General features: G+C 72.5%; 13 protein-coding genes. 3 read left to right on the top strand and 10 right to left on the bottom strand.

The window, feature by feature from the left end:
• Positions 1 to 24 precede the first annotated feature (24 nt).
• Complete coding sequence (locus ACPPVO_RS29870; RefSeq protein WP_426514452.1) at positions 25 to 1,233, bottom strand: RNA polymerase sigma factor; 1,209 nt, start codon at positions 1,231 to 1,233, stop codon at positions 25 to 27.
• Positions 1,230 to 1,586: a YciI family protein gene (locus ACPPVO_RS29865; protein ID WP_426514451.1), complete on the bottom strand. Its 357-nt coding sequence runs from the start codon at positions 1,584 to 1,586 to the stop codon at positions 1,230 to 1,232. The genes ACPPVO_RS29870 and ACPPVO_RS29865 overlap by 4 nt, the downstream gene beginning before the upstream one ends.
• Positions 1,587 to 1,676: 90 nt before the next feature.
• Between ACPPVO_RS29865 and ACPPVO_RS29860 the strand changes: the two genes are divergently transcribed.
• Positions 1,677 to 2,795: a PQQ-binding-like beta-propeller repeat protein gene (locus tag ACPPVO_RS29860; RefSeq protein ID WP_426514450.1), complete on the top strand. Its 1,119-nt coding sequence runs from the start codon at positions 1,677 to 1,679 to the stop codon at positions 2,793 to 2,795.
• On the opposite strand, the gene ACPPVO_RS29855 is transcribed toward ACPPVO_RS29860, so the two are convergent.
• From ACPPVO_RS29855 to ACPPVO_RS29835, 5 genes are all read right to left on the bottom strand, one after another.
• Positions 2,783 to 3,127, bottom strand: a complete 345-nt coding sequence (locus ACPPVO_RS29855; protein ID WP_426514449.1) for an MmcQ/YjbR family DNA-binding protein — start codon at positions 3,125 to 3,127, stop codon at positions 2,783 to 2,785. The two genes, ACPPVO_RS29860 and ACPPVO_RS29855, sit on opposite strands and share 13 nt — an antisense overlap.
• Complete coding sequence (locus ACPPVO_RS29850) at positions 3,124 to 3,768, bottom strand: TIGR03086 family metal-binding protein (RefSeq protein ID WP_426514448.1); 645 nt, start codon at positions 3,766 to 3,768, stop codon at positions 3,124 to 3,126. The genes ACPPVO_RS29855 and ACPPVO_RS29850 overlap by 4 nt, the downstream gene beginning before the upstream one ends.
• Complete coding sequence (locus ACPPVO_RS29845; protein WP_426514447.1) at positions 3,758 to 4,171, bottom strand: SRPBCC family protein; 414 nt, start codon at positions 4,169 to 4,171, stop codon at positions 3,758 to 3,760. The genes ACPPVO_RS29850 and ACPPVO_RS29845 overlap by 11 nt, the downstream gene beginning before the upstream one ends.
• 28 nt (positions 4,172 to 4,199) lie before the next feature.
• The gene (locus ACPPVO_RS29840) at positions 4,200 to 4,514 is read right to left on the bottom strand and encodes an ArsR/SmtB family transcription factor (protein ID WP_426514446.1); all 315 of its coding nucleotides are present in this window, start codon (positions 4,512 to 4,514) and stop codon (positions 4,200 to 4,202) included.
• A 79-nt stretch (positions 4,515 to 4,593) separates the two neighbouring features.
• Positions 4,594 to 7,527, bottom strand: coding sequence for a glycoside hydrolase family 48 protein (locus ACPPVO_RS29835; protein ID WP_426514445.1), 2,934 nt, complete (start codon positions 7,525 to 7,527; stop codon positions 4,594 to 4,596).
• Positions 7,528 to 7,885: 358 nt separating this feature from the next.
• On the opposite strand from ACPPVO_RS29835, the gene ACPPVO_RS29830 reads away from it, so the two are divergent.
• Positions 7,886 to 8,320: an SPW repeat protein gene (locus tag ACPPVO_RS29830; protein WP_426514444.1), complete on the top strand. Its 435-nt coding sequence runs from the start codon at positions 7,886 to 7,888 to the stop codon at positions 8,318 to 8,320.
• A gap of 95 nt (positions 8,321 to 8,415) precedes the next feature.
• On the opposite strand, the gene ACPPVO_RS29825 is transcribed toward ACPPVO_RS29830, so the two are convergent.
• Together ACPPVO_RS29825 and ACPPVO_RS29820 are read right to left on the bottom strand one after the other, a co-directional pair.
• The gene (locus ACPPVO_RS29825; RefSeq protein ID WP_360371618.1) at positions 8,416 to 8,931 is read right to left on the bottom strand and encodes a DinB family protein; all 516 of its coding nucleotides are present in this window, start codon (positions 8,929 to 8,931) and stop codon (positions 8,416 to 8,418) included.
• A gap of 10 nt (positions 8,932 to 8,941) precedes the next feature.
• Positions 8,942 to 9,304, bottom strand: coding sequence for a group I truncated hemoglobin (locus ACPPVO_RS29820; protein ID WP_426514443.1), 363 nt, complete (start codon positions 9,302 to 9,304; stop codon positions 8,942 to 8,944).
• A gap of 83 nt (positions 9,305 to 9,387) precedes the next feature.
• Here ACPPVO_RS29820 and pgm point away from each other — a divergent pair, with 83 nt between their 5' ends.
• Positions 9,388 to 11,019 (top strand): phosphoglucomutase (alpha-D-glucose-1,6-bisphosphate-dependent), encoded by a 1,632-nt coding sequence (gene pgm, locus ACPPVO_RS29815; RefSeq protein WP_426514442.1) that lies wholly within the window; start codon positions 9,388 to 9,390, stop codon positions 11,017 to 11,019.
• A gap of 73 nt (positions 11,020 to 11,092) precedes the next feature.
• Here the strand turns inward: pgm and ACPPVO_RS29810 are convergent, their stop codons facing one another.
• Complete coding sequence (locus tag ACPPVO_RS29810; protein WP_426514441.1) at positions 11,093 to 11,734, bottom strand: adenylate kinase; 642 nt, start codon at positions 11,732 to 11,734, stop codon at positions 11,093 to 11,095.
• Positions 11,735 to 11,895: the final 161 nt, after the last annotated feature.

Raw genomic sequence — 11,895 nt, 5'->3', positions numbered from 1 at the left:
ACTGGTCCAGACGTTTTGCGCCGATTATTCGTTGCACCGTACCTGTTCGAGCCGCCCGGCCAGAAAGGCGCGCTCGACCTCGTTGTCGGTCAGCGCCAGGGCCTCGGCGTAGGCCAGGGCGGCGTCGGCGCGGCGCCCGAGCCGGCGCAGGAAGTCGGCCCGGGCGGCGGCGAGGTAGCCGTACCCGGCCAGTGCGGGCTCGTCCAGGAGCGGTTCGAGGGCGTCCAGGCCGGCCGCGGGCCCGTCGCGCAGGCCGAGGGCCACGGCGCGGTTGAGCCGCACGACGGGCGAGGGCCATAGGGCGAGCAGTGCGTCGTACAGGCCGCAGATCTCGTTCCAGTCGGTCGCCTCCCACGTAGGCGCCTCGGCGTGCACGGCGGCGATCGCGGCCTCCACGGCCCACCGGGTCGGCGGGCGGCGCAGCGCCTCGCCGAGCAGCGCGGTGCCCTCGGCGATGCGCCCGGCGTCCCAGCGCGTGCGGTCCTGCTCGGCCAGCAGCAGCATCCGCCCGTCCGGGGCGGTGCGGGCATCGCGGCGGGCGTCGACGAGCAGCAGGAGCGCGAGCAGGCCGGCGACCTCGGTGTCGCGGGGCAGCAGCAGGCGCAGCATCCGCGCGACGGCCACGGCGCCGTCGATCAGGTCGGCGCGCTGCAGCCGGGGGCCGGCGGGGGCGGTGTGCCCGGTGGTGAAGACGAGGTGGACGACCTCGCAGGCGGCCGAGACGCGGGCCGGCAGCTCGGCCGGGCCGGGCACCCGGAACGGGATCCGCGCGGCGGCGATCTTGCGCTTGGCTCGCGTGATGCGGGCCGCCATCGTCGGTTCGGGTACCAGATAGGCCCGGGCCGCCTCGGCCGTGGACAGGCCGCCGACCAGCCGCAGGGTGAGGGCGACCTGGGCGTCGCGGGACAGCGCCGGGTGGCAGCACATGAGGATGAGCCCGAGCCGGTCGTCGGCGGGCGGGGCGACCTCGTCGGTGACCAGCTCCGGCAGCATCCGGCGCAGGTGGGCCTCGCGGCGCAGGCGGTCCAGGGCGCGGTTGCGGGCGACAGTGGTCAGCCAGGCCCCGGGCCGGTCCGGGACGCCGGCCTCCGGCCACACCCGCAGGGCCTGGGCGAAGGCGTCCTGGACGCACTCCTCGGCCAGGTCGAGGTCGCGGGTGAGGCGGACGGTGACGGCCAGGACGCGGGCCCACTCCTCCCGGTGGGCCCGCTCCACGGCCGCGGTGACCGTCACCCGTGGTCCACGATCGGCCGGACCTCCACGCCGCCGTGGCCCGCCGCCAGCTCCGGCAGCCGCTCGGCGAGGGCCAGCGCGGCGTCCAGGTCGGGGGCGTCGACGACGTAGAAGCCGCCCAGCGCCTCCTTCGTCTCCAGGAACGGCCCGTCGGTCGGGGTGGGCCGCTCGCCGGTGGTGGAGCGCAGCGTCGTCGCGGTCGCGGACGACTCGAGCTCGTGGCCGGACACCAGGCGCGGGCCGGCCGCGGCGGCGAACGCCCGGTGGCCCGCGTCCTTCGCGGTGCGCTGCTCGGCCGTCTCGGCGTCCCAGCGCTGCTCGTCGCCGTAGATCAGCAGGAGGTACTTCGCCATGGTGGAATCCCTTCGTCGGTCCGGTGCCTGCCTGCTGACGACGAACGGGGCGGCGCGGATTCGACACGCCCGCGGCCGTACGATCGCCGGATGGATCGCCGCACCCTGCTTCGGGTCGCCGCCGCCGGTGCCGGGGCGCTCGCGGTGGGCGGCGCCGGGGCCTGGTACGCCCTCCGCGCCGACGAGAGCCCCTCCGTGCCCGGCGCCGTGTCGGACGGGCGGCGCTGGCGGGTGACGCTGCCCGACCAGCCCGACGCGCTGCTGGTCGCGGGCGACACGGTGCTCGCGCTGGGCAACGGGCTGACCGCCTACGGGGCCGGCGACGGGCAGGTGCGCTGGCGGCAGGAGCTCGGCCGCAACACGGTGCAGACCAGCCGGGCCGGCGACGCGCCGATCCGGGCGGCCGGGGACGCGTTCGTGCTCCGCACCCAGGAGAGCGGCGCCGCCCAGGTGCGCGTGGCCGCCCTCGGCGACGGCCGGGAGCGCTGGCGGCGGGCGTTCAACGGGTACCTCGGCGACGTCGTCCTGACCGACCGGGGCGCGGTCGTGACCGTCGCCGACGGCACCGGCGGCCGCGGCCTGACCGGCTTCTCCGGCCCGGCGGACGCGTGGCGGCAGCCGGTGACCGCCGCCGACGGCCCGTTCGACCTGCTCGCCGCGGGCGGCACCGTCCTCGCCGCCGCGCACGAGCTCGCCGCCCACGACGCCGCGGCGGGCACCCGCACCTGGGGCGTGGCCGCGGCCGAGGGCCACGTCTACGGCCGCCCGGTGGCCCTCGGGCCGCTCGTGGTGGCGCTCGGGATGCGGTACGTCGACGACGACTACCTGTACCGCAACGAGTCCGTGCACGCGTTCGACGCCGCGTCGGGGGAGCAGCGCTGGAGCTACGACGCGCCGGGCGGCTTCCTGGCCGACGGCGCGCCGCTGCTGACCGGCCGCGGGATCGTCGCCGTGCACGAGAGCGGCCGGCTCACCGGGCTCGACCCGGGCAACGGCGCCGAGCGGTGGAACTTCGACTGGGACTTCGCCGACATCATCGCCCTGGGCGACCGGGTGTGCGTGGCGACCGTGGACGGGGTCGCGATCGTCGACCCGGCGACCGGAAGGCGCACGAAGCAGCTCGACGAGCCCGAGGCCTACAAGCTCGCCGGGTCGGGGTCGCGGCTGTGCGTGGCGGCCGGGAATACGCTCACCGCCTACGACGTCTGAGGACGGTCCCGCTTGGGCAGCTTGGACACCACCCAGCGGTAGGACTCGTCGACGGCCTCGTAGAGCTCCTCGTCGGGGATGGCGCCGGCGATCCGCAGCGAGTTCCAGCCCGAGCGGCCGATGTACGCCATCGCGGAGGCGTCGCCGGGGTACCGGTGCAGCCACTCGTCGGCCGCCTCACGGCTCGGCGCGCACTTCACCCCGACGGTCTCCGCGCCGATGAACGCGAAGATCTTCGGGCCGACCTTGACCACCACGTCGCCCTCCCACGGCTGGTCCTCCCAGGCGCCGGGCCGGGCCAGGCAGTGCTCGAGCAGCTCGTCCCGGGTCACGGTCGTCTCCCCAGGAAACACAGGAAGCGGGTCTGGGCGTCGGCGCCGGTGGGCGGCTCGACCGGCGGGTCGAACGCGCCGGTCGCGAGCAGGCCGGCCGCGTAGGGCCCGGCGGCGGCGTGCACCCGCGCGACCTGCGCCGGGTCGAGGGTCTCGTCGCCGCCGGTGGCGCGGGCCAGGTCCCAGGTGTGCACGAGCACCTCCACGCTGCCGACGACGGACACGGCCTGCGGGATGGGCACGGCGCCCATCGGCCCGCCGGGCAGCCGGAGCGCGGTCCGCGCCGGGTCGGCGAGCATGGCCAGCATATCGTCGCGGACGTGCGCGAACGCGGCGGCCAGGTCGGCCCCGGGGGCGACGGGCGGGGCGCCGGCCATCGGGCCGACCCCGACGCCGTCGGCCGGCGCGGGGGCCGGGCCGGCGGCCATGAACAGGAAGCCGCGGTGGCCGTTGACGAGGTGGGCGACCACGTCGCGGGCGGTCCAGCCGGGGCAGGGGCTCGGGTTGTCCCAGGCCCCGGCGGGCACGGCGCGGATGCGGGCCAGGAAGCCGTCGGCCAGCTCGGCGTAGTCCCGGGCCACAGAGCCGCCGCCGGCCGACCGCGTCTCAGCCGACGTGGCCTGTGTCTTTTCAGAGCCCATGCAGTACCTCCGAGAGTCGTCCGGCGATCCGGCCGCGCCAGCCGCCGCGCATGATGCCGGCGGCGCGCTCGAGGCCCGGGCCGCCGGTCTGGTGCAGGAAGAGCCGGGTGCCGTGGCCCTCGGCGTGCAGGGTCCAGGCGAGCGTCCACGTCTCGCCGCTGACGGCATCGGTCCAGGCCACGCGCAGCGAGCGCCCGGGCTCGAAGCCGAGCACCTCGGCGTCGACGGTGCCGGAGAACCCGGCGGCGGGCAGCGGCGGGACCTGCATGCGGTACCGGTGGCCGGCCTCGAGGCGGAAGTCGCCGGGCATCAGCCAGCGGGCGATCAGGTCCGGCTCGGTGAGCGCGCGCCACACCTTGGCCGGCGGGTGCGGGTAGAACGTGTCGGTGGCGAGCTCGGTCACGCCCCCTCCCCGCTTCGCTCCGGACCGGTCACGGCAGCTCGTCGAGGACGGCGCCGAGGCCGGCGAGCCGGGCGGCCCAGAAGTGCTCGAACGGCTCGAGCCAGGCGCGGACGTCCTGGAGCGCGGCGGGCTCCAGACGGTACACCCGCTGCCGCCCTTGGCGTGTCTGGCTGGCGAGGCCCGCGTCCCGCAGCACCTTGAGGTGCTCCGAGAAGCTCGGGCGGGCGAGGTCGAAGCGGGCCGACAGGGCGGCCACGGGCTGGGGGCCCTCGTCGCGCAGCACCTGAAGGACCTGGCGGCGGACCGGGCTGGCCAGCGCCGCGAAGACGGCGGTCTCGGGCATGCGCCGACTATACGTCGGAAATTTCCGACGTGTCGATCGGGGTGGGCGCCCCGCCGTGCGGCGGGGCGCCCGGTCGTGCCTAGGAGCCGATCAGCAGGCCGTAGTCGGCCATCGCCATGGCGATGTCGGACTGGGCCCAGAACCGGTGGAACGTGAACGTCGGGGCCGAGCCGCCGTTGAGGTACGACTGCACGGCCGGCCAGTTCGGGTCGTTCTTGTAGAAGGAGCGGATGTCCAGGAAGGACTTGCCGGGGGCGATCACGTCACCGTTGGGCATGACGCCGCTGTACCCCGACGGGATGTACAGACCCTGCTGGTTGGACGAGGACCACACGTCGTCGAAGCGGTTGTAGTCCGTCCGGGTCTCCGGAATGCCCACACCCTGCGTGTCGGTGTGCAGCCAGATGCCGTCCAGCAGCTTCTTGGCCGTCGTCTTCGCCGAGGTGTTGTTCGCCTTGGCGCCGTAGTACGTCAGCAGCCGGGCGTACGCGGCGGCCACGCCGACGTCGGTGCCGGTGCTCACGACCGAGACGTGCAGGTTGGTGTTCGCGGCCGGGCTGGACGGGTTCCAGGTGGCCGGGGCGCCGGTCCAGGACAGCGTGTCCGGGATCTTGAAGTCGCCGTTCGCCGCGAAGGTGGTGTTCGCGATCGCCCAGCTGACCCACTTGTCGAGCATCGTCTTGGCCTTGGCGTCACCGGTCGCGTAGTAGTACTCCGCCACGCGCTCGATCGACCAGGCCTGGAAGCCGAACCACTGGTTCGACGGCGGGTCGTGGTACACCGGCTGCACGTCGTAGGCCATGCCGTAGAACGTCGGCGTGCCGGCCGGCGGGGCCGAGTAGTTGCCGCCCCAGCTGTTCGTCGCGCCGCCGGCGAAAGCGCCCTCGGACGACTGCAGCCACTGGTAGAACTCGAGCTGGCGGCCCAGGCTGGTCTGCCAGTCGGCCTTCGCGCTCGGCGACTTCGGGGTCAGCGCCGAGACGTTGGACAGCGCCCACGCCGCGAGCGGGTTCTGGTAGCCCTGGTGGTTGTGGCTGGAACCGATCCGCCACGCCCACTGGCCGCCCGCGTCGCCGCCCCAGGCGTAGTACCAGGACATCAGGTACGCCGCCGAGTCCTTGCCGGTGCCGGCCGCGCAGGTCGGCGAGGTGCAGCCCGGCTTCTTGAAGTACTTGTCGTACATCGCGTAGCGCAGGTAGTCACCCATCTTCGCCGCCTTGGCGACGGTCGCCGCCACGTCGGCCTGCTTGTTCTGGGCCGTGGCCCACTGCAGCGCCCAGTAGGCCGCCTCGACCGCGCGGGCGTCGGCGTCCGGGGCGTCGGTGTAGCGCCACTGCTTCGCCGGGGTGCCGTCGATGAACAGCGGCAGGTACCCGCCGTTCTGCTTGGCGCCGTAGGCGAACGTCTCGCAGGACGGGTGGGCGACGGTCTCCCACACCGACTCCTGCGGGCCGCGCTGGTACGTGTTGATGAACGACACCTTCGAGCCGGCCACCGGGGTGCAGGAGCTGTAGCCGTAGACGTTGTCGACGTCCTCGATCCAGTGCATGGCGTACACGTCGGTGTTGCCGTACGTCGACGTCAGCTCGCTGTACAGCGGGTCGGCGCCGACCTTGATGGACGAGTCCAGGTGACCACCTTGCTGCGGGTACAGGCTGGGCTGGTCGGCCTCGGGGGCGTAGTCCGCCGGGTCGCTGGCGTTGTAGCCGCCGGTGGTCTGGTTGGCGTGGGTCGGGATGATGTACTTCTCCATCGTGTCCCAGGCCTTGTTGAACGGGGCCCAGTCACCCTTCACCCGGCCGTACTGCGCCTCCATCCAGATCCAGAAGCTGAAGGCCTCCGAGGTCGTCTCGTGGCCCCAGTCGGGCGCCTCGACGACGAGGGTCTCGATCGCGTGGTACGGGACACCCTCCGAGGAGAAGTACCCGTTCGCGTGGATCTTGGTGTACTGCTCCAGGAAGCGCTGCACGTACACGCCGCCGGCCACGTCGTCATCGCTCTCGTTCGCGGTGACCGTCGCCGACTGCCAGCCGGTGGCGCTCAGCGTGAGCGTCGCCGTGCCGTTCGTCGTGTCCGCGTCCTGCGCCCCCGCGAGGGTCACCGTCTGCGCGGTGTTCCAGTTCGCGGTGGTGAAGCTCAGCGAGGCCGGGGTGGCGGTGATGTCGGTGTCGCCGGTCTTGGCCACCGCCACCGTCACGCTCGCCGTCGGCGCCTGGTTCAGCTTGACCGCGAAGGTGGCGGAGCCGCCTTCGGGCACGCTCAGCGAGGTGGGCGTGGCGATGATCGACGGCCCGGTGACCGGGTCGACGAAGACCGGCACCGCGGTGGAGGTGCCCACCGCGCCCTTGCTGTCGTAGGCCTTGGCCTGCAGGCTGTACGCCGCCGTCTGGGCCGGCACGCCGGTCCAGTTGTACGTGAACGGCGCGGTGGTGTCGGAGCCCAGCAGCAGCCCGTCGTGGTAGAACTCGACCTTCGCGATCGAGTCGCCGGTGTCCGGGTCCGTGGCCGTGGCCGTCATCGGGATCGTGGCCGGCGCCGAGTAGCGGGTGTTCGCCGCCGGGGCCGTCAGTGAGACGGACGGGGCCTGGTTCGGGCCCGTGCACGGGGTGCCGTTGAGCGAGAAGCTCGTCGGGTTGGTGTTCGTGCCGCTGTAGCTGGCGTTGAAGCCCGGGTTGACCGTCCCGCCCGAGGGCAGGTTGCCGTTCCAGGCCGCGTTCTTGATCGTCACGTTCTTGCCGGACTGGGTGAAGTCGCCGTTCCAGCTCTGCGTGACGGTCTGGTTCCCGGCGTAGGTCCAGGTGACGTTCCAGCTGGACACGGCGTCACCCAGGTTGGTGACGACCAGGTCGCCGGTGAAGCCGGTCGGCCATTGGCTGCGCACGCTGTACACCACCGAGCAGCCGGTCGCGGCATGGGCGGTGCCGGCCGGCAGTGCGACAAAGCTGGCGGCGATCAGTGCGCCGACGGCCAACGCGCGGAGCCGGCGTTTCGGCCCGCGTTGGGGTGTGGTCATCTCGCTCCTCGTGAAAGTTACGAACCGGGGGGCAGGCACCGCACAGCGCAATGGCGTTGGGTGGCAACGGCATTGCTGGCAGTGCCCCGGCGGCTCCCATCCGCGAGGTGACGTGGATTCTGGCATGGGAGCGCTCCCGGGACAAGCGGCGTTACCGTCACCGCACCCATCGACAGCCATGGAGGTGATGCCGAACCCCCACTCGCGGCTCCCACGCGAAACCAGCCGGACGTGGCGGAGCAGGGCGTTCGCAGCGCCGGCCCGCCGCGTCCGGTCCGCAATAGTTCAGCCCGGCAAGAGTGTTAGTTCCACGCGTCTCGGGTTAGTCCAACCCTCATCCGACCGGAAGGGGGTCGTCATGGTCCGACCCATCGCAGACCTCGAAGGGCATCCGGACATCGTCGAAATGCGCGCACGGTACGACCAGGTGGCGGAGACGCCCGCCGCGCGCATCACCGACGGCGCCCTGATGCTGGCGGGGCTCTACCTCGCGGTCTCACCGTGGATCGTGGGGTTCCCGCCCTTCGAGGCGAACCTGTCCGTCAACAACTTCATCTGCGGCATCGCGATCGCCGTCCTCGCGGGCGGGTTCGCCGTCGCCTACGGCCGTACGCACGGCCTGGCGTGGCTGCCGGTGGTGCTCGGCGTGTGGACGATCGTCGCGCCGTTCGTCATCCTGCGCGGGTACGCCACGGGCGGCACGATCGCGAACAACATCGTGATCGGCGTCATCACGGTCTGCCTTGGGCTGGTCGCCATGCGGCCGGGGATGGTGGCCAGCAAGCGAAGGTGACGGACGACGGCTCGGCTGAGCCCGCCCGCCGCGGGCTCGGCCGGTCTCGCCGGCTTCCGCTGGTCCCGCCGGCCTTTTCGATGGTCGCTCCGGGCTCAGCCGGTCTCGCCGTCGATGCGCTGGCGCAGCAGGTCCGCGTGGCCGTTGTGCCGGGCGTACTCCTGGATGAGGTGCAGGTACACCGCCCGCAGCGACATCGGGCCGCGCTGGGCGTCCTCGAAGGCGTCGTCCAGGCGGCTGTCCGCGACCGCCGCGCGCGACGAGCGCCACTCGTCGATGAGCCGGGTGTAGTCCCGCTCGGCGTGGGCGGGGTCGACCTCGTCGAAGGCGGCGTCCTTGGCGTCGGGGCGCCGGTACTGGTACTGCACCGTGCGCCCGTGGAAGCGGGCGTGGAACCACTCGCGCTCGACGTCGGTGAGGTGGCGCACGAGGCCCAGCAGCGACATCGTCGAGGGCGGGACCGACGGCTCGGCGAGCTCGGCGCCGGTCAGGCCCGTGCACTTGCCGGCCAGCACCGCCCGTTGCCAGTCGAGCCAGCCCTCGAGCAGGGTCCGCTCGTCGGCGACGAGCGAACCTCCGAACGGCGGTGCTTGCGGTGCGACCCAGGTCATGGGGTCGATCCTAGGCGGTCACGATCTCCGCGCGGACCGCGTTGAGCGTGTCCTCGACCGCGGCCACCACGTCGCGCGGGGCGTGGGCCTTGAACAGCGCGGCGAGGGCGAGGTCGACGACCCGGGTGTAGTGCTCCTCGGTGATGTGCAGGCCGTCGTGGGCGGGGCCGAGTTCGCGCCCGCCGTACTCCTGCGGGCCGCCGAGCACCTGCGCCAGCAGGGCCGCCATGTGCCGCTTGAGCTCGTGCACCGTGACGTCCTCGAAGTACGGGCTGAGCTGCTCGTCGGCCAGAATCCACGTGTAGAGCAGGTCGACGACCTGCTTGACGGCCGGGCCCCCGCCGACCCTGGCATACATCGTCGTCGTTGTCACGGCGGCAGTGTACGGCGGCGCGGGTTGCGCCCGCTGCCCCGTCCGCCGTGTGCCGGGCGTTGGGACGTGGCAACGTATTGGCCATGTCCGTCCATCCCCGCGCCGGTCAGCCCGCGCAGCGCTCCGATCTCGTCGACGTGCCGCGGCTGATCACCAGTTACTACGCCGTGCACCCCGATCCGGCCGACCCCGCCCAGCAGGTCGCGTTCGGGACCTCCGGTCACCGGGGTTCGAGCCTGCGCGGCTCGTTCAACGAGGACCACATCGTCGCGACCAGCCAGGCCATCTGCGATTATCGGGCGGCCCAGGGGTACACCGGCCCGCTGTTCCTGGGGCGGGACACCCATGCGCTGTCCGAGCCCGCGACCGTGAGCGCCCTGGAGGTGTTCGCGGCCAACGGGGTGAGCGTGCTCATCGACAGCCGGGACGGCTTCACGCCCACGCCCGCGGTGTCGCACGCGATCCTCACCAACCGGCACCGGGGGGCCGACGGGGTCGTGGTCACCCCGTCGCACAACCCGCCGGAGGACGGTGGCTTCAAGTACAACCCGCCCAACGGCGGCCCGGCCGACACCGACGTGACCAAGTGGATCCAGGACCGCGCGAACGAGCTGCTGCGCGGCGGCCTGGACGGGGTCCGGCGCGTCACCTACGCGCGGGCGCTGGCGGCGGAGACGACGCAGCGGTACGACTTCCTCGCCTCCTACGCCGACGACCTCGGCTCGGTCATCGACCTCGAGGCCGTGGCCGCGGCCGGGGTGCGGATCGGGGCCGACCCGCTGGGCGGGGCGAGCGTGGCGTACTGGGCGTACATCGGGGAGCGGTACAACCTCGACCTGACCGTGGTGAATCCGGTGGTCGACCCGGCGTTCGGGTTCATGACCCTCGACTGGGACGGCAAGATCCGGATGGACTGCTCGTCACCGAACGCGATGGCGTCGCTCATCGGGCGCCGCGCCGACTACCAGATCGCCACCGGTAACGACGCGGACGCGGACCGTCACGGGATCGTCACCCCCGACGCGGGGCTCATGAACCCCAACCACTTCCTCGCGGTCGCGATCGACTATTTGTACCGCAACCGCTCCGGCTGGCCGCTCGGCGCGGCGATCGGCAAGACCCTGGTGTCGTCGTCGATGATCGACCGCGTGGCCGCCGACCTCGGCCGGACCCTCGTGGAGGTGCCCGTCGGGTTCAAGTGGTTCGTGCCCGGGCTGCTGGACGGCACGGTCGGGTTCGGCGGGGAGGAGAGCGCCGGGGCGTCGTTCCTGCGCCGCGACGGGTCGGTGTGGACGACCGACAAGGACGGCCTCCTGCTGTGCCTGCTCGCGTCGGAGATCCTGGCCCGCACGTCCCGCACGCCGTCGGAGCACTACCGGGACCTGGTGGGGCGCCACGGTGAGCCGGCGTACGCGCGGCTCGACGTCGCCTCGACCCGGCAGGAGAAGGCGGTGCTCGGCAAGCTGTCGCCGTCGCAGGTGACGGCCACGTCGCTGGCCGGGGAGCCGATCACGGCGAAGCTGACGGAGGCCCCGGGGAACGGGGCCGCCATCGGGGGGCTAAAGGTGGTCACCGGCTCGGGGTGGTTCGCGGCGCGGCCGTCGGGGACCGAGGACGTCTACAAGGTGTACGCGGAGTCCTTCAAGGGGCCCGAGCACCTCGCGCTGATCCAGCAGGAGGCGCAGGGGGTCGTGTCGGCCGCGCTGGCCTCGTAGCGTCGGCTTCCGGGCCCTTTGAGGATTTTGGTCCTTTTGAGGCTTTAGGGCGTTTGGTGGCTTTTGCGGTTGGTCAGGCCACTGCCTTGTCGGCGGTGGCCTGACGTACGTGCGTGTTGGGGCGCTTGAAGGCGCGCTGCAGCTGCACGATGATCGACCACGTCACCTCGGACACCGGGCGGGCCCCGTTGACCTGGATGAGCAGCTCGCGGGACTGGTAGTACTCCAGCAGCGGGCGGGTCTTCTCCTCGTACACCTTGATCCGGTGCCGGATGACGTCCACGGTGTCGTCCGCGCCGCGGGCCCGGGCCAGCATGCGGCGGATCAGCTCTTCCTCGGGCACCTCCAGGTGCACGGCGATCTGGACGCCGACGCCGAGGCTGCCGGCGGTGCGGTACGCGGCCTCGGCCTGCTCGACCGTGCGCGGGAAGCCGTCCAGCACGTAGCCGCCGGTCTCGCTGGCGGACAGGACGGGCTTGCGCAGCATGTCCATGATCACGGCGTCCGGGACCAGCTCGCCCTTGTTGACGATGTCCTCGACGGTCTTGCCGATGGTCGTGCCGTCCGAGATGTGCTTGCGCAGCAGGTCGCCGCTCGCGATGTGCGTGATGCCGAACTGCTTCGCGATCGCGTCGGCCTGGGTGCCTTTTCCGGCACCCGGCGCTCCAACCATCAGGATCCGCTTCGCCCGCGGTGACGCCGACTGCATCGTCATCTGCACACCCCTTCGTATGCCCGCTCATCGGCCCGCCGCCGATGGTCCAGCATCGCATCTCGATCTGCCGAGTGCGCTGTGGGACGGCTGTGAATTTCCGCATTCCCGGCTGTGGGAATTTTGTCCCGACAGCCGGGAATGGGGGTGCTTCTTCCGGTGTT

This window comes from Dactylosporangium sp. McL0621, assembly GCF_049995355.1.
Lineage (GTDB): Bacteria > Actinomycetota > Actinomycetes > Mycobacteriales > Micromonosporaceae > Dactylosporangium.
The sequence above is the reverse complement of the archived record's forward strand: the minus strand, read 5'-3'. Positions and strand labels throughout refer to the sequence as shown.